The organism is Pandoraea sp. PE-S2T-3, from assembly GCF_002179965.1.
Classification (GTDB): domain Bacteria; phylum Pseudomonadota; class Gammaproteobacteria; order Burkholderiales; family Burkholderiaceae; genus Pandoraea.
This window is the reverse complement of the sequence record NZ_NGUQ01000033.1, coordinates 45,464-68,180: the sequence shown is the minus strand read 5'-3', so window position 1 is coordinate 68,180 and position 22,717 is coordinate 45,464. Positions and strand designations below refer to the sequence as shown.

At 64.4% G+C, this 22,717-nt stretch carries 19 protein-coding genes; 11 read left to right on the top strand and 8 right to left on the bottom strand.

The window, feature by feature from the left end:
- Position 1 precedes the first annotated feature (1 nt).
- From cyoA to CDV46_RS19200, 6 genes are all read left to right on the top strand, one after another.
- The gene (gene cyoA / locus CDV46_RS19225; protein WP_249277569.1) at positions 2 to 931 is read left to right on the top strand and encodes a ubiquinol oxidase subunit II; all 930 of its coding nucleotides are present in this window, start codon (positions 2 to 4) and stop codon (positions 929 to 931) included.
- A gap of 3 nt (positions 932 to 934) precedes the next feature.
- On the top strand, positions 935 to 2,941 hold the full coding sequence (cyoB, locus tag CDV46_RS19220) for a cytochrome o ubiquinol oxidase subunit I (protein WP_087688501.1): 2,007 nt from the start codon (positions 935 to 937) through the stop codon (positions 2,939 to 2,941).
- A complete protein-coding gene (gene cyoC, locus CDV46_RS19215; protein ID WP_058379730.1) occupies positions 2,941 to 3,582 on the top strand; it encodes a cytochrome o ubiquinol oxidase subunit III in 642 nt (213 codons plus the stop codon). Before cyoB ends, cyoC begins: the two co-directional genes overlap by 1 nt.
- A complete protein-coding gene (gene cyoD / locus CDV46_RS19210) occupies positions 3,579 to 3,959 on the top strand; it encodes a cytochrome o ubiquinol oxidase subunit IV (RefSeq protein WP_087724281.1) in 381 nt (126 codons plus the stop codon). Before cyoC ends, cyoD begins: the two co-directional genes overlap by 4 nt.
- A gap of 2 nt (positions 3,960 to 3,961) precedes the next feature.
- On the top strand, positions 3,962 to 4,927 hold the full coding sequence (locus tag CDV46_RS19205) for a LysR substrate-binding domain-containing protein (RefSeq protein ID WP_087724278.1): 966 nt from the start codon (positions 3,962 to 3,964) through the stop codon (positions 4,925 to 4,927).
- Positions 4,928 to 5,048: 121 nt separating this feature from the next.
- On the top strand, positions 5,049 to 5,747 hold the full coding sequence (locus CDV46_RS19200) for a hypothetical protein (protein ID WP_140413426.1): 699 nt from the start codon (positions 5,049 to 5,051) through the stop codon (positions 5,745 to 5,747).
- Here the strand turns inward: CDV46_RS19200 and CDV46_RS19195 are convergent.
- The 3 genes from CDV46_RS19195 to hpnC form a co-directional block, all read right to left on the bottom strand.
- Positions 5,666 to 6,859, bottom strand: a complete 1,194-nt coding sequence (locus tag CDV46_RS19195; RefSeq protein ID WP_087724273.1) for an NAD(P)H-dependent flavin oxidoreductase — start codon at positions 6,857 to 6,859, stop codon at positions 5,666 to 5,668. The two genes, CDV46_RS19200 and CDV46_RS19195, sit on opposite strands and share 82 nt — an antisense overlap.
- Before the next feature lie 81 nt (positions 6,860 to 6,940).
- Complete coding sequence (locus CDV46_RS19190) at positions 6,941 to 7,969, bottom strand: DMT family transporter (protein WP_254916122.1); 1,029 nt, start codon at positions 7,967 to 7,969, stop codon at positions 6,941 to 6,943.
- 163 nt (positions 7,970 to 8,132) lie between these two features.
- Positions 8,133 to 8,999, bottom strand: a complete 867-nt coding sequence (gene hpnC / locus CDV46_RS19185) for a squalene synthase HpnC (protein WP_087724269.1) — start codon at positions 8,997 to 8,999, stop codon at positions 8,133 to 8,135.
- A gap of 336 nt (positions 9,000 to 9,335) precedes the next feature.
- Between hpnC and hpnD the strand changes: the two genes are divergently transcribed.
- From hpnD to CDV46_RS19165, 4 genes are all read left to right on the top strand, one after another.
- Positions 9,336 to 10,184, top strand: coding sequence for a presqualene diphosphate synthase HpnD (gene hpnD, locus CDV46_RS19180; protein ID WP_087688496.1), 849 nt, complete (start codon positions 9,336 to 9,338; stop codon positions 10,182 to 10,184).
- Complete coding sequence (hpnE, locus tag CDV46_RS19175; RefSeq protein ID WP_087724267.1) at positions 10,184 to 11,437, top strand: hydroxysqualene dehydroxylase HpnE; 1,254 nt, start codon at positions 10,184 to 10,186, stop codon at positions 11,435 to 11,437. Before hpnD ends, hpnE begins: the two co-directional genes overlap by 1 nt.
- Positions 11,438 to 11,573: 136 nt before the next feature.
- Entirely contained in the window at positions 11,574 to 13,556 is a 1,983-nt protein-coding gene (gene shc, locus CDV46_RS19170) for a squalene--hopene cyclase (protein ID WP_087724610.1), read from the top strand.
- A gap of 118 nt (positions 13,557 to 13,674) precedes the next feature.
- Positions 13,675 to 14,367 (top strand): phosphorylase, encoded by a 693-nt coding sequence (locus CDV46_RS19165; protein WP_254916121.1) that lies wholly within the window; start codon positions 13,675 to 13,677, stop codon positions 14,365 to 14,367.
- A gap of 82 nt (positions 14,368 to 14,449) precedes the next feature.
- Here CDV46_RS19165 and CDV46_RS19160 read toward each other — a convergent pair whose 3' ends face one another.
- From CDV46_RS19160 to CDV46_RS19140, 5 genes are all read right to left on the bottom strand, one after another.
- Positions 14,450 to 15,652, bottom strand: a complete 1,203-nt coding sequence (locus tag CDV46_RS19160; RefSeq protein WP_087724263.1) for a glycosyltransferase — start codon at positions 15,650 to 15,652, stop codon at positions 14,450 to 14,452.
- Positions 15,649 to 16,644, bottom strand: a complete 996-nt coding sequence (gene hpnA, locus CDV46_RS19155) for a hopanoid-associated sugar epimerase (RefSeq protein WP_087724261.1) — start codon at positions 16,642 to 16,644, stop codon at positions 15,649 to 15,651. The genes CDV46_RS19160 and hpnA overlap by 4 nt, the downstream gene beginning before the upstream one ends.
- The gene (gene hpnH, locus CDV46_RS19150; protein ID WP_087724259.1) at positions 16,645 to 17,766 is read right to left on the bottom strand and encodes an adenosyl-hopene transferase HpnH; all 1,122 of its coding nucleotides are present in this window, start codon (positions 17,764 to 17,766) and stop codon (positions 16,645 to 16,647) included.
- A gap of 23 nt (positions 17,767 to 17,789) precedes the next feature.
- Positions 17,790 to 18,749, bottom strand: coding sequence for a 4-hydroxy-3-methylbut-2-enyl diphosphate reductase (gene ispH, locus CDV46_RS19145; RefSeq protein ID WP_058379718.1), 960 nt, complete (start codon positions 18,747 to 18,749; stop codon positions 17,790 to 17,792).
- A 336-nt stretch (positions 18,750 to 19,085) separates the two neighbouring features.
- Complete coding sequence (locus CDV46_RS19140; protein ID WP_087688490.1) at positions 19,086 to 19,733, bottom strand: MlaC/ttg2D family ABC transporter substrate-binding protein; 648 nt, start codon at positions 19,731 to 19,733, stop codon at positions 19,086 to 19,088.
- Between the two features lie 281 nt (positions 19,734 to 20,014).
- Between CDV46_RS19140 and CDV46_RS19135 the strand changes: the two genes are divergently transcribed.
- Positions 20,015 to 22,642, top strand: a complete 2,628-nt coding sequence (locus CDV46_RS19135) for an MMPL family transporter (RefSeq protein ID WP_087724257.1) — start codon at positions 20,015 to 20,017, stop codon at positions 22,640 to 22,642.
- Positions 22,643 to 22,717: the final 75 nt, after the last annotated feature.

The window sequence follows — 22,717 nt, the reverse complement described above, 5'->3', positions numbered from 1 at the left end:
CATGAGCGGTTGCACGCTCGAATTGCTCGACCCGAAGGGCAGTGTCGGCGAACAGGAGAAGCATCTGATCCTGATCGCGCTCGGTGTCATGCTGCTCGTCGTGGTGCCCGTGATCGTGCTCACGCTGGTGTTCTTCTGGCGTTATCGCGAATCGAACACGGCCGCGACCTATTCGCCCAAGTGGTCGCACTCCACCAAGATCGAAGTCGTCGTCTGGACGATCCCCGTCATCATCGTCGTCGCACTCGCCGTGATGATCTGGGAGACCACGCACAAGCTGGACCCGTACCGGCCGATCGAGCCGGTGGCGTCCGACAAACCGCCCGTGCGCGTGGAAGTCGTCGCGCTCAACTGGAAGTGGCTCTTCATCTATCCCGACTACCACGTCGCCACCGTCAACCGGCTGGTGCTGCCAGTCGACACGCCCGTCGAGTTCAAACTCACGGCCGAGTCGTTGATGAACGCCTTCTTCATCCCGCAACTCGGCAGCATGGTCTACGCGATGTCAGGCATGCAGACCAAGCTGCACCTGATCGCCAACCAGACAGGCACCTATGCCGGCATGTCGTCGGCGTACAGCGGCGCAGGCTTTTCCGATATGCATTTCAAGGCGCACGTGACCTCGCGTGCGGACTTCGAGAAATGGGTGCACGAAGCGCAAGGCTCGCCCGACACGCTCGACGCGCCCACCTACGTGAAGCTTGAACAACCGGGCACGGGCGTGCCGGTGCCGATTTACGCGAACGTGATGCCGGGATTGTTCGACGCCATCGTCGGCAAATACATGGGGCCGATGGACGGCAGCGTGGCCGCTAACGGCACGCGCAGCGCACTCGACGACATCATCGCCGCCGCCAATTGCCGCGTAGAGACGCAGCAACTGGCTGGCGTCAGGTCGCCGGCCATCGCGCCGAATTCGCTCACGGAGTAAGTCATGTTCGGAAAACTCGATCTCGACGCCATCCCGCTGCACGAGCCCATCATCATGGGCACGCTGGCGGTGGTGTTGCTGGGCGGCGCGGCGCTGCTCGGTGCCATTACGTATTACCGCAAGTGGCAGTACCTCTGGACGGAGTGGATTACCTCCGTCGATCACAAACGCATCGGCGTGATGTATATCGTGCTCGCGCTCATCATGCTGCTGCGCGGCTTTGCCGACGCGATCATGATGCGCGCCCAGCAGGCCGTTGCAGCCGGTGGCGAAGCGGGCTATCTGCCGCCGCATCACTACGACCAGATCTTCACCGCGCACGGCGTGATCATGATCTTCTTCGTGGCCACGCCGCTGGTGCTGGGCCTGATGAACGTGATCGTGCCGTTGCAAATCGGCGCGCGCGACGTGGCGTTCCCGTTCGTGAACTCGCTCTCGTTCTGGCTCGCCGCCATGGGCGCCGTGCTGGTCATGATGTCGATGTTCGTGGGCGATTTTGCGGCCACGGGCTGGGTGGCCTATCCGCCGCTGTCCGAGCTGGGGTATAGCCCAACGGTCGGGGTGGATTACTACATCTGGTCACTACAGATATCGGGGCTTGGCACCACGCTCACCGGCATCAACTTCATCGTGACGATTCTGCGCATGCGTGCGCCGGGCATGAACCTGATGAAGATGCCCGTGTTCACGTGGACTGCGCTCATCACCAATATCCTGATCGTTGCCGTGTTTCCGGTGCTGACCGCCACGCTCGCGCTGCTCACCGCCGACCGCTATCTGGGCATGCACTTCTTCACGAACGAGCTCGGCGGCAACGCCATGATGTACGTGAACCTGATCTGGATCTGGGGACACCCGGAGGTGTACATCCTGATTCTGCCGGCGTTCGGGGCGTTCTCGGAGATCATCGCCACGTTCTCGCGCAAGCCGCTGTTCGGCTACAAGTCGATGGTCTACGCGACGTCGTCGATCGGCATTCTGTCGTTCTTCGTGTGGCTGCACCACTTCTTCACGATGGGCTCGGGCGCGAACGTGAATGCCTTCTTCGGCATCATGACGACGATCATCTCGATTCCGACCGGCGTGAAGCTGTTCAACTGGCTCTTCACGATGTATCAGGGCCGCATTCGTTACCACTCGTCCACGCTCTGGACCATCGGCTTCATGGTGACGTTTGCGATCGGCGGCATGACCGGTGTGCTGCTGGCCGTGCCGGGCGCGGACTTCGTGCTGCACAACTCGCTGTTCCTCGTGGCGCACTTCCACAACGTGATCATCGGCGGCGTGGTGTTCGGGTGTCTGGCCGGGATTACGTTCTGGTTCCCGAAGGTGTTCGGTTTCACGCTCAACGAGCGCTGGGGCAAGATTTCGTTCTTCTGCTGGCTGGTGGGCTTCTATCTGGCCTTCATGCCGCTGTATGTGCTCGGCTTCAAGGGCATGACGCGCCGCATGAACCACTACGTGCAGGCCGATTGGCAGCCGTATCTGATCGTGGCCGCCGTGGGCGCCGCCGTGATCGGTCTGGGTATTCTGGCGTTCATCGTGCAGTTGGTGGTGAGCGTGCGTGACCGCAAGGACAATCGCGACCTGACGGGCGACCCGTGGGATGCGCGCAGTCTGGAGTGGGCGACGTCGTCGCCGGCACCGTTCTACAACTTCGCGCACGTGCCGAACATTGATTCGCTCGAACAGCATTGGGACGACAAGGTGCGCGGCCTCGCCTGGCGTGAGCCGAAGCACTACGAAGACATCCATATGCCGCGCAATACCGGCGCGGGCTTCGTGGTCTCGGTGTTCAGTGCGGTGATGTGCTTTGCCCTGATCTGGCACATCTGGTGGCTGGCCGGCGCGAGTCTGGTGGCGACCATCGCCACGTTCCTGTGGCGCACCTACGATCGCGACGTCGACTACTACGTCCCGGCGGCGGAAGTCGCGCGCATCGAGCGGGCCCGCTATGACGATCTGCGCGCCGCGCAGCCCCAGTCTCAATCCATTCCAAAGGCAGCCTGATGTCCGGCGCAACCCTCAACCCCACTCACGGGCACGGCGCGCACGCCGGGGCCCACCTCCACGACACTGCGCACGGGCACCACGATGCGGGCGTGAACACCACGCTCGGCTTCTGGATCTACCTGATGAGCGACTGCCTCATCTTCTGCGTGCTGTTTGCCACCTTCGGTGTGCTCGCGCAGAACACGGCAGGCGGCCCGGTCGGGCGCGAGTTGTTCGAGCTGCCGTTCGTGCTCGGCGAAACGATGCTGCTGTTGCTCTCGAGCTTTACGTTCGGACTGGCGTCGCTGTCGATTCGCCCGGGCAACGAAGCCAACGTGAAGCGCTGGCTGTGGCTGACCTTCGCGCTGGGCGCGGCCTTCGTCGCGATGGAAGTGTATGAATTCTCGGCGCTGATTCACGAAGGGGCCGGGCCGGGGCGCAGCGCGTTCCTGTCGGCCTTCTTCACGCTCGTGGGCACGCACGGGCTGCACGTGACGTGCGGCTTGCTGTGGCTCGTGGTGATGATCGACCAGATTCGCCGCTTCGGTTTCGACGACGTAGTGCGCCGCCGCCTGCAATGCCTGAGCCTGTTCTGGCACTTTCTGGATCTGGTCTGGATCTGCGTGTTCACCTTCGTCTATCTGCGGGAGTTCGTATGACGAGCGCTCATTCACCAAATTCACAAACCCAAGCGGCGAGCGCGTCGCACGGCGGCCTGCGCGACTATGTGATCGGCTTCTTCCTGTCGCTGGTGCTGACCTTCGCGTCGTTCGGTGCGGTCATGCTCGGCGTGGTGCCGCGCGGTATGGGGCTCGCCACCATCGTGGTGCTCTGCGTCGCGCAGTTGATCGTACAACTGGTGTACTTCCTGCACATCGGTGCGAAGCGCGATCAGCGGCAGAACTCGGCCATCTTCCTGTGCACGGCCGGGCTGATTGCCATCATCGTGGCGGGCTCGCTGTGGGTGATGCATAACGCCAACACCAACATGATGCCGACGCACATGTCGATCGAACGGGCCAAGCTGCGCGATTGATCATGGACCGCCTCAAATGCATGGAGGTGTTCGTTCAGGTGGTACGCGCCGGGAGTCTCAGCGCCGGTGCCGCCGCCTGTGCGATGTCGGCGGTGATCGCGTCGCGTCATGTGCAGGCGCTGGAGGCGCGGCTCGGGCAACCGCTGCTGCATCGCAGTGGCCGGCGGCAGGTGCCGACGGCGCTGGGGGCGCGCTATTTCGCCGAGTGTGCCGAGGTGCTGGCGCGCGTGGAGAATGCGGACGCCGGGGTGGCGGGTGTTTCGTCGATGTCGTCAGTGACCTCCGCGTCGTCGGCGATGCAGGCGGCGCGCCGCCCGCTCGGGCAGCTTCGTGTCAGCGCGCCGACGACTGTGGGCGCGCACCTGCTCATGCCGCTGTTTGCCGAATATTTGCGCACGCACCCGGACGTGGCGCTCGATCTCGATCTCAAGGACCGCGCCGTCGATCTGGAGGAAGAGGGCATTCACGCCGCATTTCAGGCAGGCGGATTGCCGGAGCCGGGGCTCGTCGCGCATACCCTGCGCGGCGTGACGCGGGTGGCCTGTGCGTCGCCCGCCTATCTGGCACGGCGCGGTGTGCCGCGCCAACCCGCCGATTTGGCCGGGCACGACTGTCTGGGCTTTCGCTATGACGATGCGCATGGGAAGTGGCTCCGTGCGGACGGTCCGCGTGCTGCCACTGGCACATCGCCGTTGCAACCTTTGCAGCACGATGTTCGATTGATTGCCGACAACCCGTTTGCGCAGTTGCAGGCGGCGGTATGCGGCATGGGCATCGCGTTGTTGCCGGAGTATCTGCTGGCCCCCGAAGTGGCGGCAGGGCGGTTGGTTCGCGTGCTGGAAGCCGACGCAACCGTGAGCGAGCCGATGCATCTGGTGCATCTGGCCGGGCGCTACGTGTCGGCAAAACTGGAAGACTTCGTCGGGTATATGGTGGCGCGTCTCGGCCCGGAGGCCTGTGCGGCATAGGCTTGGCGAGGCCTCCCGGACGCGCCCCGCGACTTCGGCTAAGATGCCGTTATTCAATCGCGGCCGAAGCGATATCTCCCAGAGCGTGGCCACCCAAGCACGCCGTCCTGATGACCCGGTAATGACTCGACAACGCAAGTCATGGCGACGGGCATGCGCAAGCGTGCTCGTCGGTGCAGCGGTGTTCGCACAGGCATCCACGGTGTGGGCGCAGCCGCCGCAATACAAGAGCGACGCCGAACTTATGGGCGCCGCCATTGCCTCTCCCGAGGGCGTGGGGCAGGTGCTCGGACAACTGGTGCAGAAATGCGGCCTGTATGGCGAGGCAACGCGCGCGCATGGCAACGCAGCACTACGCGCGTGGGAATCGCGTCATCGCGAATACTTGCTCGAAGGCCGCCGCGTGCGCGCCGAGTTGCAGGCAACCTACACCGACCCGCAGGCGCGGCAAAGTTTTGACGAGTTGCTGCGCACGCAATTGCCGATGCTAGTCGAGCGGCAGTTCACCGTCTACTCGCGAAGCATCGACGATCAGACGACCGAGAGCGCCAAGGCGGATCTCTGCGACAACTATTTCAATGCGGTCAATGACCGGCAGTTCGATCTGAGCGTGAACGATCCCGCGCTGGCCGCCTTCTTCGACAAGCGAATTGCGGCGCGCAATAGCGGGACTTCAGGCGCTGCCGGAGCCAGCAGCACTAGCGTCACTGGCGGCACCAGCACCAGCACCAGCAACGGTCAGGCGATGGCGACTGGCGTGGCATCGGCCGCATCGACGGCATCCGGCCCATCCGCAGGCGACTCGCCGGTCAGCAAGTAGCGCATCAGGTCCGCCACGGGCCGGATGCGTTCGCCAAACGGCAGCGGATCGCGTCCCCGGAAGAACAGCCCGCGCGCCACGTCGCCGCGCACGGCCTGCGCCAGTTTCAGATCGATGCAGAACTGGCCGATACGGGCCACGCCATCACGCAAGCCGCACGCCTGAAGGCAGTCGAAGCCTTCCAGACACTGACGCACTTTCGCCTTCGCCTGCAATGCCGTCTCACGAGAGAGATAGCGCTTGAGCCACGGCGTGAGGACTGCGCGCGCCGGCAAACCCGCCACGCTGGTGAATTCCGCGATGTCTTCGGGGCGGGCGGTAGCGAGCACTTCCTTGAAGGCTGGATGGGCGTCGGATTCCTCAGTCACGGCGAATGCCGTTCCCAATTGCACGCCCGCCGCGCCCTGCCCCAGCCAATGCTTCACCTGTTCATGCCGATGAATGCCGCCTGCAACGATCAGCGGCACGCGCGCCCACTCGATGCCGAGCGATGCGTACATCTCGCGGCACTCGGTCAGCACACGGTCGAACGAGAAGCGCCCGTCGCCGAGGTCTTCGATGCGCGATGCACCCAGATGGCCACCGGCGTGGGCGGGATGTTCGATGACGATGGCGTCGGGCAAACGGCCTTTCTTCATCCATTTGCGCAACACGAGACTCACGCCGCGTGAATCCGACAGAATCGGGATGAGCGCAACGTTTGGGTGCGCGGCCGTGAGTTCCGGCAGATCGAGCGGCAGACCGGCGCCCATGACGATGGCGTCAGCGCCGCTCTCGCACGCCTGACGCACGAGCGATGCGTGAGCACTCACGGCTTTCATGACGTTCACGGCGACGAGTCCGTGGCCGTCGGCAAGTGCTTTGGCAGCGCGGACTTCGCGGTCGAGTGCGATCAGGTTGACCGCTTCGATGGCCGCCTTGTCGCGGGTGCCTTCGACCTGAGCCAGCAGGTCGGGGTGGTGGTGCCGCAGGTCGATGCTCGCAATCGTGCCCATGCCGTTGTTGCGCGCGACCGTGCCCGCCAACCGGTGCGCGGAGATGCCGATTCCCATGCCGCCCTGTACCACCGGCAGCAGCCGGCGGCCGGCCAGCGTCAGCCATTGCTCGTTCATGTCAGTTCCATTCGTCATGCGTGAGGGCAGTCTGTCATGCCTGCGACGAACGGCGTTTGCGATGGGTCAAGCGCAGCGGGATCAGGTGGCGGGGTCGGTGCGGCATGGCGTCGCAGTGGGCTCATCGGTGGAGGTGCCCGGTGCATTCGATGCGCTTGCTGCGCTCGGAGGTTTCGATACCGTGCCCAGTGCAATGCCGCCCACGATGAGCGCGAGGGCCAGCCAGACGTCGAGCCCGAGCGATTCACGCAGGAGGAACGCGGACGCGAGCGTGCCGACGACGGGCACGCCGAGCAGGCCGAGCGAGGTGACGCCCGCAGGCAACTGCCGCGTGACCACGCCTGCCAGCCAGTAAGCAATACCGCCACCGACGATGCCGCCATACGTCATCAGTCCGGCAAATCCCGTCACGCCGGCGATGCGCGGTGGGCCATCGAAGAGGAGGGCAAGCGTGCTCAGAATCACGCTCGCGAGCAGCAATTGCCATGGGCTCAGTTCGAACGGACCGTTGACCCAGCGATGCGCGCGCATGTGGACGATGGCGATGGCCCACACGAGTGCCGAGGCGAGCACGAGCGCGTTGCCGAAGACGGCATTACGGTCGTGCCAGTCGAACGCCAGCGGGTTGAACATGACCGCGATGCCGAGCAGGCCGAAGGCGATGCCGACCAGTCGGCGTGGCGTCAGCGCTTCACCTAGCCAGAGGCGGGCCGCCGGCATGACCCAGAGCGGCGTGGTGTAGGCGAGCACCGCCGAGCGGCCGGCGCTCACGTATTGCAGGCTGATGGCAACGAGCAGCGAGAAGACCGTCATGTGCAGCAGGCCGACGCTCAGGATCACGGGCAGGTCGCCGCGTTTGGGCCAGACCAGCCGCCGGGTCGCTGCGCAGATGATGAAGAGGGTGAGCATGCCGACGGTCGAGCGAAATGCCGTGCTCCACCAAGGCGAGACATGCGCGAGCAGCGCTTTGCTGACCGGCCAGTTCACGCCCCACATGACGATGACGATCGCGAAGATCAGACCGGCGTTCGTGCGCGTGGGCGCGCCGTGACTGCCACGGGTATCGCGCCGTGGCGACGCAAGACGTTGTAGGGCGGCAGGCAGATTCACGGCGCGCGGCTCCGAAGCTCCAGAACGTGAGAGGCGGGCGCGTCGTCCCTCAGGCAAGACGCGCCAATGCATCACGTTAGGGCAAGCGTGGCCGCAGGAGAAGCGCCAACGGAGCGCGGATCGATGGTGCCACTGCCACAGACCGTGGCAGTGCCGGACGGGATCAGGCCGTCGCGAGTGCCTTGGGCGGGCGGCCGCTCAGCTTCATGCACAGGCCGCGCAGGAACACGCGCACGCCGTCGCCCTTGCCCAACTGCGGACGGTGGCGGAAGACGTCGTAATCGGCCGCTTCGATCATGTCGAGAATGCGCAGGCCGCCATGGACCACACAGCAAAGCTCCAGTCCGAAGCGCCCCGGCACACGGTTGGCGAGGGGGGCGCCGCGCAGCATCATGCGACGGGCAAAATCCACTTCGTAGCGCATCAGCGCGCGCCAGCGATCGTCGAGCGTCTTCGCGTCGATATCGGCGTCGGTGACACCGAAGCGTGCCATGTCGTCCTGCGGCAGATAGACGCGCGCCTTGCGCCAGTCGACTTCGACGTCCTGCCAGAAGTTGATCAGTTGCAGCGCCGAGCAGATGTCGTCGGAGCAGGCAATGTTCTCGGGCGTGTCGAGCTTGAACAGACCGAGCATGATGCGCCCGACCGGGTCGGCGGAGCGGCGCGTGTAGTCGCGCAGGTCGGCGAAGGTGGCGTAGCGCTTGACCTCGATATCCTGATCGAAGGCCGAGAGCAGGTCGGAGAACGGCTGCACCGAGAGCTTGTGCTCGGCGATCACCTGCGCGAGCGCGGCGAACAGCGGCTGGTCGGGCGACGTGGGCACGCCGGCGGCGATCTTGTCGAGTTCAGCCTGATAGGCGGCCAGCCCGGCGTGACGCTCGGCGTTGGTCGCGTCGCCCTCGTCGGCGATGTCGTCGGCGGTCCGGGCAAAGTTGTAGATCACGCCGACCGGCGCGCGCATTTCGCGCGGCAGCAGGACACTGGCGACGGGGAAGTTTTCGTAATGCTCGATCTTGGCGTCGGAAGTCATCGGGCTGGTGAGGCAATTGTGGCAAATCGAGGGGTGTCTGCCAAAGGAAGACCGCCGCCACGATTGTTGCGAATGCTGGGATAACGATTGTGCCGGGCCGGCCACCGTTCGGCCAGCGGCGCGCCAACTGACGCAATTGTCAAAAAACGTCGGGAAATCAGGGCTGTGGGGCGATTTTCAGCCATCGGGCCTCCCCCGAACGCCCCGAGATTCTATGCTATCGTTCCCAATCCTGGCGGGAAAGTCACGCCAATCCCCGGTATACTTCCGGGTTTGCAAGAATCCCCTGGGTTTTTCAGTGGTGTCACCCTGTTCCCCTGCACGACGAGGAGCCTCGTGAGCGTCGCCGAACCGATCGAAATTTCGCCTGAGCAAAGCAGCGCACGTGTGGCGTCCGGCAGCAGCTTCTATGCTGCGATGCGTATTTTGCCGCCCGCACAGCGCGAAGGCATGTTCGAGATTTATGCCTTTTGCCGCGCCGTAGACGACATTGCCGACGACGGCGAAGACACGTCGGCGAGCCGCATGGCGCGTCTGGCGGTCTGGCGCCGCGATCTGGCCGACCTTTACGAAGGCCGTCCCGCGCCCTCGCTCGCCAATCTGGCACGCGTGGTCAAGCAATTCGACCTGAAGCACGACGATTTTCTGGCTGTCATCGACGGCATGGAAATGGACGCGTGCGGTCCCATCGTTGCGCCTGATCTGCCGACCCTCGATCTCTATTGCGATCGCGTGGCGAGTGCCGTCGGCCGTCTGTCGGTCAAGGTATTTGGCATGCCCGAGCAGGAAGGGATCGACCTGTCGTACCACCTAGGCCGTGCCCTGCAACTGACGAATATCCTGCGCGATATCGACGAAGACGCCGCCATCGGCCGCGTCTACCTGCCGCGCGAGACGCTGGCAGAAGCCGGTATCGTCAACGCCACGCCTGCGATGATGGCCGACGCCCGGCTCGACCGGGCTTGTGCGCCGCTCGTGGCGCAGGCGCATGAACATTACGCGAAGGCGCGCGCGATCATGGCGCGTCACCCGCGCCGTGTGGTCATCGCCCCGGCGGTGATGGCCAAGGCCTATGGCGCGATTCTCGACAAACTGATTGCGCGCGGCTTTGCCGCGCCGCGTGAGCGCGTGCGTGTGCCGCGCTGGCGTTTGATTCTGATGCTGCTGCGGCAGATGGTTTTCTGATGGCGGGCAAGGTTCATGTCATCGGCGCCGGCCTCGCAGGCCTGGCCGCCGCGGTAAGACTTGCCACGCGCGGCGTGCCGGTCGTGCTGCACGAAGCCGCACCGCAGGCGGGCGGACGTTGCCGGTCGTACTTCGATCGCACGCTGAACGCCGTGATCGATAACGGCAACCATCTGGTGCTCTCGGGCAATACGACCATGCGTGAGTTCACCCGCACGATCGGCTCGGAGCACACGCTGACCGGCCCCGGGCGCGCCGAATTCGCCTTTGTCGATCTCGATAGCGAGGAGCGCTGGACGGTGCGGCTCTCCGAAGGCCGCCTGCCGTGGTGGATCTTCGACAAGAGCGCGCGCGTACCGGGCACGAAGTGGTCGGATTATCTGTCGCTCGCGCCGCTGCTGCGTGCCGGCCCCGACGCGACGATGACCGACGCGATGAACTGCCCGCCGGCGCTGTACAAGCGGCTGATTCATCCGCTGTTTCTGGCCGTGCTCAACGCCGATCCGGCAGAAGGTTCGGCGCAGATGGCCGCTGCCGTCATTCGCGAAACGCTCGCGGCGGGCGGCAAAGCCTGCCATCCGTTGATTGCGAGCGACGGGCTCGACGTGTCGTTCGTCAACCCGGCGCTGGCGTATCTGGAAGCGAAGGGCGCGCAAGTCATGATGCAGCACCGCGTGCGTGCGCTGGCCTACTCGGGCGACGGCAGCCGGGTCGAATCGATCGATTTCGGCGACGGCCCGGAAATGCTCGGCGCGGACGATGCTGTCGTGCTGGCTGTGCCGCCGAATGTGGCGGCCTCGCTGGTGCCTGAGTTGACGACGCCGGACGAGTACCGCGCCATCGTCAACGCGCATTTTCAGGTGACGCCCCCGCCGGGCTGCCCGCCGATGATCGGTGTGGTGAACGGTGTGAGTGACTGGATTTTCGCGTTCGAAGACCGCTTGTCGGTGACGATCAGCGGCGCCGACCATCTGCTCGATGAGTCGCGTGAATCGCTCGCGCTGCGCATCTGGGAAGAGGTGGCGAAGGCGTGTCAGGTGCCGTCCACGCCGATGCCGGTGTGGCAACTGGTGCGCGAGAAGCGCGCCACGTTTGCGGCAACGCCGGCGCAGGACAAACGCCGCCCTGCGGCGAAGACGCGCTGGCGCAATCTCTTGCTCGCCGGCGACTGGACGGCCACCGGCCTGCCAGCGACCATCGAGGGCGCGTTGCGAAGCGGCAACCGCGCCGCCGATTTACTGAGCCCGGCCTGATACGGCCGGTTGAAAAGGCAAGACTGTCATGGATACGATTCGCGACGCTTCCGAGAAGGAAGCTCGACGCACGGCCACTGCTACCGCAGTGGACCTCAAACTGCATACCGAACTTGCCCAGAAGGTGAGCACGGCAATGGCGACGCAAACGCTCGAGACGGGTATCGATCGCTCGATCACGGCCCTGCTCGATCTGCAACAGGACAACGGTCACTGGCTGTTCGAACTCGAAGCCGATTCGACGATTCCGGCCGAGTATGTGCTGCTGCGCCACCATCTGGGCGAGAAGGTCGACGCCGAACTCGAAGCCAAGATCGCCGTCTATCTGCGCCGTATTCAGGGCGAGCATGGCGGCTGGCCGCTGTTCCATCAGGGCAAGTTCGACATGAGCGCGAGCGTGAAGGCGTACTTCGCGCTCAAGATGATCGGTGAGCCGATCGACGCGCCGCACATGGTGCGCGCGCGTGAGGCCATCATCTCGCGCGGCGGTGCGCAGAATTCGAACGTGTTCACGCGCATTCTGCTGGCGCTGTACGGCGTGCTCGAATGGAAGGCAGTGCCGATGATGCCGGTCGAGATCATGCTGCTGCCGAAGTGGTTCCCGTTCCATCTCTCGAAGGTGTCGTACTGGGCGCGCACGGTGATCGTGCCGCTGCTCGTGTTGCAGGCCAAGCGCCCGCTCGCGCGTAACCCCAAGGGTGTGGGCATCGATGAGCTCTTCATCGGCAGCCCCAAGGATGTGGGCCCGCCCAAGCGCGCGCCGCATCAGAGCCGTTTCTGGTTCACGTTCTTCTCAGGTGTCGATCATGTGCTGCGTGCGCTCGATCCGTACTTCCCGAAGTCGCTGCGCAAGAAGTCGATCAAGCGCGCGGTCGAGTTCGTGGAAGAGCGCCTGAACGGCGAAGACGGCCTGGGTGCGATTTATCCGGCAATGGCCAACTCGGTCATGATGTATGACGTGCTCGGGTACCCGGAAGATCATCCGAGCCGCGCGATTGCCCGCAAGTCGGTCGAGAAGCTGGTGACGCCGGCCGACGACGAAACGTATGTGCAGCCGTGTCTGTCGCCGGTGTGGGATACGGCGCTCTCGGCGCATGCGCTGCTGGAGACGGGCGACAAGCGCGCCATCGAGCAAGCGGGGAAGGGGCTTGAATGGCTGATCCCGTTGCAGATTCTCGACGTGCGAGGCGACTGGATTTCCCGTCGTCCGAACGTGCGTCCTGGCGGCTGGGCGTTCCAGTTCGCCAATCCCCATTACCCCGACGTGGACGACACGGCCGTGGTGGCGATGGCGATGGACCGCTACGAGAAGCTGGCGGGCAAGTTCGATAAGGTCGATGGCGCCAAGGTCGATCAAGCGGACCCGAAGTCGCAGGCGATGCGTTACGCAATCGATCGCGGCACGGAGTGGGTCATCGGCATGCAGAGCAGCAACGGTGGCTGGGGCGCATTCGAGCCCGAGAACACCCATCTGTATCTGAACAACATTCCGTTCTCCGATCACGGGGCGTTGCTGGACCCGCCGACGGTCGATGTGTCCGCGCGTTGCCTGTCGATGCTGGCGCAGTTGCCGACGTCGCCGGAACGCAAGGCTTCCGCCGATCTGGCGCTCAAGTACATCCTCGACGATCAGGAACCCGACGGTAGCTGGTATGGCCGCTGGGGCATGAATTTCGTGTACGGCACGTGGTCGGCCATGTGCGGTCTGCAAGCGGCGGGCATGCAACCGGAGCATCCGGTGATGGCGCGCGCGGCGAAGTGGCTGCTCTCGATCCAGAACGCCGACGGCGGCTGGGGCGAGGATGGCGACAGCTACAAGCTCGAATACAAGGGCTATGAGGCGGCACCGAGCACGTCGTCGCAAACGGCCTGGGCACTGCTCGGCCTGATGGCGGCGGGCAAGGCGGACGACCCGGCGGCCAAGCGCGGCGTCGACTATCTGCTGAACACGCAGAACGATGAAGGGCTGTGGGACGAAGAGTTGTACACGGCGACGGGCTTCCCGCGCGTGTTCTACCTGCGTTATCACGGCTATCGCAAGTTCTTCCCGCTGTGGGCGCTGGCACGCTATCGCAATCTGACCGTGCGCAACGATTGCCCGGTACCCTGCGGCATGTAATATCGATGCGCGCAATGCGCATCGCACGCCCCGGCGGCAGAGGTTTGCCGTCGGGGCGGTTTCTTCGAAATTCCCTCGGTTTTCTCAAGGCAGGCTAATGAGTCCAACGACGAGTCCAATGACTTCGCCCATCATCGTGGTGACCGGCATGCCCTTCGAAGCCCGCATTGCGCGCGGCAATGGTGTGCGCGTGGTTTGTGCGCAGAACAACACGCTGGCGGACGAACTCGAAGCCGCGATTGCGCAGGGCGCACGCGGGCTGGTGAGCTTCGGGACGGCGGGTGGTCTGGTGCCGGGGGTGAAAGCGGGGCAGTGGATCATCGCGCACAAGGTGCTCGATATGCCCGACAACGCGCGCGAATACGTGTCGTCGATTGTGTGGGCCGACGCACTGCGCCGGGCCTTGCCGGCGGCGCTACGGGCCGATCTGGCAGGCGTGACGGCACCGGTGGTGACGGCCGATGACAAGGCGGCGCTGTGTCGCGAGAGCGGGGCAGCGGCGGCCGATATGGAGTCGCATATCGTCGCGCGGGTGGCGGCGGCGCATGGGCTGCCGTTCGTGGTGGCACGCGTGGTCATCGATCCGGCAGAACGCTCGCTGCCACCGGCGGCGCTCGCCGGGATGCGGGCCGATGGGTCGGTCAACCTTCTCGGCGTGTTGTGCTCGCTGGCCAAGCATCCGCTGCAACTGCCCGCGCTGATTCGTGTGGGGAAGGATGCGGGCCGGGCGAAGGATGCAATGCGCTACGGCCGTCAGGCCATCACGCTGCGGCTCGGCGATGGATTCGGCGCGGAAGCCGCGAAGATCTGAAGGCGTCGAGTCTCAACAAAAAAGCCAGTTTGCGTTGTCGGCAAACTGGCTTTTTCTATGGGCAATGCGCTTTGACGCAGCGTTATACGTCCGAAGACTGTTGCCCGCGTGCTTGCGCGCGTCCTTTCCACATGCCGCCACGACCGCGCCAGTGTTGCAACGCCGAGTCGAACGTGAAGACAGTGTAAAGCGCGGCCACCAGCGGCAGCATCGGACCGAAGCTCGTCGGCTGGCGATAGAAGCGCAGCATCGGGACATACGAGATCGTCATCGCCACCCACGCGAACAACCCCAGCCATTGCGCAATGCCGGACCCGAAGATCGTCACGGCAGGCGGCACGATGAACGTGAGCAGCAGCGACACGATCGTGCCCGCCAGCAGCACCGGTGAATACTGCAACTGCGCGTAGGCCGTGCGCGAGACCATCTTGCGAATCTCGCCGAGGTTGTCGTACGGACGCACGCTCATCGCGCGCTCGGTGAGTCCCAGCCAGATCGAACCCTGCTTCTTGAGCAGGCGCCCCATCGCGCAGTCGTCGATGATCTCGTCGCGAATGGCCTCAATACCGCCACCTGCTTCGAGCGACCGGCGATGGATCAGCATGCATCCCCCGGCCGCTGCCGCCATGCGCTTCTTCGGATCGTTGACCCAAGCGAACGGGTAGAGCATCTGGAAGAACAGTACGAAGGCGGGAATCAGCGTGCGCTCGAACCACGCCGTGCAGCGCAGCTTCGCCATGAGCGAAACGAGCACGCGATTGTCGCCCGTGGCGCGGGTCACGAGGTGACGCACGTTGTCGGGCGAGTGAGCGATGTCGGCGTCGGTGTGCAGCAGGTACTCGGGCGCAATGCCGTCGTCGTTGGTCGCCGGATCGCTGGCGAACGCTACGCCCTGACGCACGGCCCACATCTTGCCGGTCCAGCCGCCGGGCAGTGGCTGACCGCTCAGGACGTCGACGCGTCGCGTGAGGCCGTCGGCCGCCGCACGGGCCGCTGCTTGGCGCGCCAGATCGGCGGTGCCGTCGTTGCTCTGATCGTCGACGACGACAATGCGCAGACGCCCCGCATAGTCTTGGCGGCAGAGCGATTCGACTACCTGACCGATCGACTCGGCCTCGTTGCGCGCCGGGATGATCACCGCCACCGTGGGCCAGACATCAGGCACCGGCAGTTGATCTTCGTCGAGATCATCGCGTTCGCGCGCGCGCCAGAAGCCGCCCTGCGAAATCAGCAGATAGATCCAGATGGCCAGCGAGAGCGCGGCGATCCAGCCCAAAACAGTCATGACAAATATCCGGCGGTGCGAAACCAGGCGAGCGCGTCGCGCAGGCCATCAAGGTAGGGACGGGCGGTGTAGCCCAGTTCGCGCTTGGCCTTCTCCGACGAGAAGAACATGTGATAGCGCGACATCTTCAGGCCGTCGACCGTGACGAACGGTTCTTTGCCGGTGAAGCGCGCCACGCCCTGTGCGGCCATCGCGAGCGGGTAGAGCGGCCAGCGCGGCAGTGCCACGGTGGGTGCCTTTCGGCCCACGAGACCGGCAATCGCGGCAAGCATTTCGCGCAGCAACACGTCGTCGCCGCCCAGAATGTAGCGCTCGCCGATGCGGCCACGCTCCAGCGCCAGCAGGTGGCCCTCGGCGCAGTCGTCGACGTGCACGAGGTTGAGCCCGGTATCGACGAACGCCGGAATCTTGCCCTGTGCCGCTTCGACGATGATGCGCCCGGTCGGCGTGGGCTTGATGTCGCGTGGCCCGATGGGCGTGGACGGATTGACGATCACGGCAGGCAGGCCGTCGTTGGCGATCATGCGCTCGACCAGACGCTCGGCCGCGACCTTGCTGCGCTTGTACACGCCGATAGTCGTCGCTTCGTCGTTCGGGGAGGTTTCATCGACCGGGCCGGTCGCGCCTTGCACGCGCAACGTGGCAACGCTGCTCGTGTACACCACGCGCCCGACACCTGCACGCAGCGCGGCTTCCATCACCGTGCGCGTGCCATCGATGTTGGCTCGCATGATGTCGTTGGGATCTTTCGCCCAGAGGCGGTAGTCGGCCGCAACGTGGAGCAGGGCGTCCACGCCGGCGAGTGCGCGCCGCATCGAGGCCGCATCGCGCATGTCGCCTTCGACGACTTCAACGGGCAGGTCGGCGAGGTTCGCGCGCGGGCTGGTGCCACGCACCAGCAGGCGAACCTCGTGACCGCGCGCGAGCGCCGTGCGTGCTACCGCAGAACCGACGAACCCGGAGGCGCCGGTGACCAGCACACGCGACGGCATTTACGCCTTGGCTCGCTTCAGTTCGTCGAGCTTGATCTCGACGTGCTTCGAGAACACATACTCGGCCGGACGTTGCTTGGCGAACGAGACGTCGTCAGCCATCGGGCCTTCGGTACGCACACCCTTGAGGGCAACGCCGAGGGCACGCAGCGGACGCGACAGCGTGTCGTTCACGGCGGTCGCTTCGAAGCCGCTGTGGACCATGCAGTCTGCGCACTTTTCGTAGTTGCCCACGCCGTACTTGTCCCAGTCGGTGGTTTCCATCAACTCGGTGTACGTCTTGGCATAGCCTTCGCCGAGCAGGTAGCACGGACGTTGCCAGCCGAACACGGTACGCGTCGGGTTGCCCCACGGCGTGCAGTGATACGTGCGGTTGCCGGCCAGGAAGTCGAGGAACAGGCTCGACTGGCTGAACGTCCAGTCCTTGCCGCCGTTGCCGCGCTTGAGAATGTCGCGGAACAGTTGCTTGGTCTTCGAACGGTTCAGGAAGTGCTGCTGGTCCGGGGCACGTTCGTAGGCGTAGCCCGGCGACACGGTGATGCCGTCCAGACCCATTTCCTTCGTCGTGTCGAAGAACTTGGCAACCTTCTCCGGATCGGCGTTGTTGAACAGCGTGCAGTTGATGTTCACGCGGAAGCCGCGCGACTTCGCCAACTTGATGGCGGCGACGCAACGGTCGTACACGCCGTCCTGGCACACCGACGCGTCGTGCATTTCACGGTCGCCGTCGAGGTGGATCGACCAGACGAAGAACGGGCTCGGCTCGTAGTCGTCGATCTTCTTTTCCAGCAGCAGGGCGTTCGTGCAGAGATACACGAACTTCTTGCGCTCGATGATGCCCTTGACGATCTGCGGCATTTCTTTGTGCAGCAGCGGTTCGCCGCCGGCGATCGAGACCACCGGTGCGCCGCATTCGTCCACGGCATCGAGGGCGTCCTTGAGCGAGACGCGCTGATTCAGAATGGGATCCGGGTAGTCGATCTTGCCGCAGCCCGAGCAGGCCAGATTGCAGCGGAAAAGCGGTTCAAGCATGAGCACCAGCGGGTAACGCCTGTTGCCCTTGAAGCGTTGCTTCATGAGGTAGGCGCCAACATACGCCTGTTGCAGGAAGGGGATGGCCAAGTTCGGCTCCTGTTCGTGTTGCGTTAGCCGGCGACCGCGTGTTGCGCGGCGACCGGCTCGTCTTTGGTCAATTCCGACGGCAAGCGGAATTGGATGGTTTCCTCGATGCCGTCCATGAGAGTCACTTCGACGGTGTCGATGCGGCGCAGCGCGTCGATCACGTCTTCGACCATGCGCTCGGGCGCGGACGCCCCGGCAGTAATACCGATGCGGGCCTGGCCGCGAACCCATTCAGGGTTCACTTCCGAGCCGTCGGCCACGAGGTAGCTGGGCAACCCCATTTCCGAGCCGATTTCGCGCAGGCGGTTCGAGTTCGAGCTGTTCGTCGCACCGACCACCAGCAGCACGTCCACGCGCTCGCACAGCTCGCGCACGGCGGTCTGGCGGTTTTGTGTGGCGTAGCAAATATCTTTGGTATTCGGCCCGACGATATTGGTGAAGCGTCGTTGCAGTGCAGCAATGATACCGCGAGTCTCATCGACCGACAGGGTGGTCTGCGTCACGTAGGACACCGGCGTGTTCACCGGCAACGGCAGCAGATCCACGTCGGCTTCGGTTTGCACCAAGTGCACCGGGCCGTCGATCTGGCCCATCGTGCCTTCGACTTCCGGGTGACCGGCGTGACCGATCAGGATGACTTCGCGTCCGGCGGAAACGTAGTTCTTGCCCTGGATATGCACTTTAGTGACGAGCGGGCAGGTGGCGTTCAACACTTTCAAGCCACGAATCTGCGCTTCCTGCTCGACAACGCGGGCAACGCCATGGGCACTGAAAATAGTGACTGCACCCGCCGGGGCTTCGGAAAGCTCGGCGATAAAGCGCGCGCCTTTGGCCTTGAGAGAATCGACCACATGCTTGTTGTGGACAATCTCATGGCGCACGTAGACCGGCGCGCCGTATTTTTCAAGGGCACGTTCGACGATCTCGATGGCACGTATGACACCCGCACAAAACCCGCGGGGTTGGGCAAGGATGACTTGCATTCAGCTCTCCGGCTCAGGTCGGCCGGGATGGCGGTTTAATCGGGGAGTCCATGTCGTTATTACATTGGCCTCATGGGACTCTCCGCGCCACTTTCGATGGCTCGTCGAGCATGCCCGCGGGGGGACCGCCGTCCGGTCGTTTGACAAGCGACGATTGTAACCGCCGCCGCCAATTATTGCTGGCGACCCCCTGTGGAGAACCGCCAGCACTTGTTACATAAAGATTGACGAATCGGCGCCGATCTGGGCCGAATTTGCGCCGATCGGGTGGCCAATCGGTACAAAGTCCCTGCGAGGAGAGTGGCGGGCCAGGCATCCCGTGCCGGGCCCTTGTTTTTACTTGCCGAAATGCGCGTTCTTTTCGCGCAGATACGCGATCAGGCTGTCCATGCCGCCATTGGCAAGGCGGGCCTTGAACTGCGTCTGGTACAGCTGGATGAGCCACGCGTCGGCCACGTTCTCGCCCATCATGTTGATGTCGTAGATCTTCCAGCCCTTGTCGGTCTTGCCCAGACGATAGGCCACCGCGAGCGTATCGCCGGTGCCGTTGACCGTAGCGCCCACGACGGCGTCGGTGCTGCTTGCCGAGACCTTGGCCGGATCGTACTTGAATGTGAGCTGTGAGCCGCGCACTTGCGAGAGTTGCAGGGCGTAGGTGTTCACCAGCAATTGCTGGAACAACTCGAAGACCTGCTGCTGTTGGGCCGGCGTGGCGGCGTCGAAGGCCTTCGTGCCGACGGCGAATCGCGTGGTACGGCGGAAGTCGGTGTAGGGCAGGAAGTCGCGCTCGACCACTTTGGCCGTCGCGACGACATCGCCATCGCGTGCGGCCGGGTCCGCCTTGGCGGCCTTGACGACCGTCTCGACAGCTGTCTTCACCGCGTCGTTGGGGTTGGCGCTGTTCGTCTGTGCCCAGACGCCCGATGAAACGGTTGAAAGGGCCATGGTGGCCGCGGCCATTGCCGTCACCAGAAATTTCTTCATACGTAGGAACCCAGCTTCTCTTCGTTGGTTTAAATCGGGTAGGCCGTAGTGTAGTGCACGAGGCCCTGTATACTGCTTCGATTTTGTAAATTCACCGTTTCAATGGCCAGATCGACGGTTTTTATCGCCGATTGGTTCCCGACAGGTCCCGCAGAATTTACCTGATGTCTCAATCGCTTACGCCCAAATGGCGTGATACGGGGGACGCAGGCGGGGGATGAAGGGATGGCCGGCGCGGTTGCCTTTCCATTCGTTTTGCATTTCTCTTCCGGAACCGCTACATGCTGACTTCGCTCGTCGTGCGCATCGTCCGTTTTTCGGCGAAGCACGCGTACCCAGTCATCTTCGCCTCGCTGCTGCTGACAGTGGCCAGTTGCGTGTACGTCGCCAAGCACTTCGCGATCAACACCGATGTCTCCAGCCTGATCGACTCCAACACGCCCGCCGCCGAGCGTGGCCGCGAGATCGATCGCGCTTTCCCGCAGAAGGCTGACGTCACGCTGGCCGTCGTGCAGGCGCCCGCCATCGAATTCGCCGACCGCGCCGCCGCTGAACTGGCGGACAAACTTGCCACCGAAAAGGACGTTTTCCGTGCGGTGAGCCGCCCGGGTGCCGGCGAGTTCTTTGCCCGCAATGCGCTGCTGTTCGCATCCGTCGACGATGTGAAGAGCCTGACCAGCAAGCTGGGCGATGCCAAGCCGCTGCTCAACCGGCTCGCCCAAGACCCGAGTCTGACCGGGCTGTCGAATCTGCTCTCCGTGACGCTGCAAACGCCGTTGCTCACAGGGCAGGTCAAGCTGCCGGAGATGGCGCGTCTGCTCGGTAATGCGGCCGATACGACCGAAGCGGTGCTGGCCGACAAGCCCGCTGCGATGTCGTGGCGCGCGCTGGTCGCCCCCGATACCGTGGCACGCAGCTACGTCGAAGTGCAGCCGGTGCTCGACTACGCAGCGCTCGAAGCCGGTGCCAATGCGGCGTCGCGCATTCGCGCAGCGGCAGCCGATCTGAAGCTCGAAGAACGCTATGGCGCGACGGTGCGCCTGACGGGCCCGCGTCCGCTCTCCGATGAAGAGTTTGCGTCGGTGCGTCAGGACGCCGGCCCCAATGCCGTGATCACGCTGCTGGCCGTGCTGGTGGTGCTGTGGCTCGCGGTGCGCTCGGGCAAGATGATCGTCGCGGTGTTCATCACGTTGCTCGCCGGTCTGGCCATCACGTTCGCGCTTGGCCTGATGATGGTGGGCGCGCTCAACATGATTTCGGTCGCGTTTGCGGTGCTGTTCGTCGGCATCGGCGTGGACTTCGGGATTCAGTTCGGTGTGCGCTATCGCGAGGAACGGCATCGTCTGGGCAACGACGAAGGCGCGCTGCAAGGTGCGCTCGCCGGTGCCGGCAAGGCCATCGCCATGCCGTTGTCGCTGGCCGCAGCGGCCACCGCCGCGAGCTTCTTCTCGTTCCTGCCCACGGACTATCGCGGGGTGTCGGAACTGGGCCTGATCGCGGGCGTGGGCATTCTGTGCGTGGCCTTCCCGTCGGCGATTACGCTGCTGCCCGCGCTGATCAGCGTGTTCAAGCCGAGTGGTGAAGCGAGCCCGCCGGGCTTTCGCAGTCTGGGCCGGGTCGATGATTTCACCGACAAATACCGTAACCCGCTGCTCTACGGCACGCTGGCACTGGTGATCGCCGGTTTGCCGCTGCTCGCGCATCTGCATTTCGACTTCAACCCGCTGCACCTGAAAGACCCGCATACGGAGTCGATGGCGACGCTGCTCGATCTCGCCAATTCGCCGGAGGCCGGGGTGAACGACGTGCAGTTGCTCGCCGCCAATCTTGACGCCGCCGATGCCGAGGCCGCCAAGCTGCGTGCGGTGCCGGAAATCGGCCGGGTGGTCACGCTTACGACCTTCATGCCGGCCGAGCAGCCGCAGAAGCTCGCGTTGATCGGTGCGGCCGCGACGTCGCTGCTGCCCACGCTCTCGCAAACACCGCTGCCGCCGGTGGCGGACGCCGCACGCGTGTCGTCGCTCAAGACGGCCGCTGGGCAGTTGGAAGATGCTGCGCTCGATCACCCGGGTGAGGGCGCGAAGGAAGCGCAACGACTCGCCGCCGCACTGCGCAAGCTCGCCGCGGGCGACGCGGCGCTGCGCGACCGTGCCGACCGTGCGATTGCCGGGCCGCTCAAGCTCGCCCTCGGCCAGTTGCGTGAAGCGCTGCAACCGCAGACGGTCACGCGCGAATCGCTGCCGAAGGACATCGTGGCCCAGTGGGTCGCCGCCGACGGACGCGCACTCGTGAACATTTCGCCGCGCGTGGCGAAGGGCGCCGACCCGAGCGACGACGCGATGCTGCGCAAGTTCAGTGCCGCCGTGCTGGCAACGACGCCGGACGCCGTGGGCGGTCCGATTTCGATCCTGCGCTCGGCGGACACGATCATTCGCTCGTTCATCGAAGCGGGTATCTGGGCGCTGTTGTCGATCACGGTGCTGCTGTGGCTCGCGCTGCGCAACTTCGGCGACGTGCTGCGCACGCTCGTGCCGCTGCTGGTGTCGGCGGCCGTGACGCTCGAAATTACCGTGCTGATCGGGTTGCCGCTGAACTTCGCGAACATCATCGCGCTGCCGCTGCTGTTGGGCGTGGGCGTGGCGTTCAAGATCTACTACGTGATCGCTTGGCGTCACGGGCAGACGCGTCTGCTCGCGTCGAGTCTGACGCAGGCCGTCGTGCTGTCCGCAGCGACCACGGGTATTGCGTTCGGCAGCCTCTGGCTGTCGCATCATCCGGGCACGTCGAGCATGGGCAAGCTGTTGGCGCTCTCGCTCGTGTGTACGCTGATCGGCGCGGTGTTCTTCCAGCCGGTGTTGATGGGCAAGCCGCGCGAGAAGGCGGCGGCGAAGACGCCGGGCAAGGTGTAACGCGACACCGCAGACCTGATGGAACAAAGCAAAACGGCACCGAAAGGTGCCGTTTTGCTTTCCCTTAAATACCGG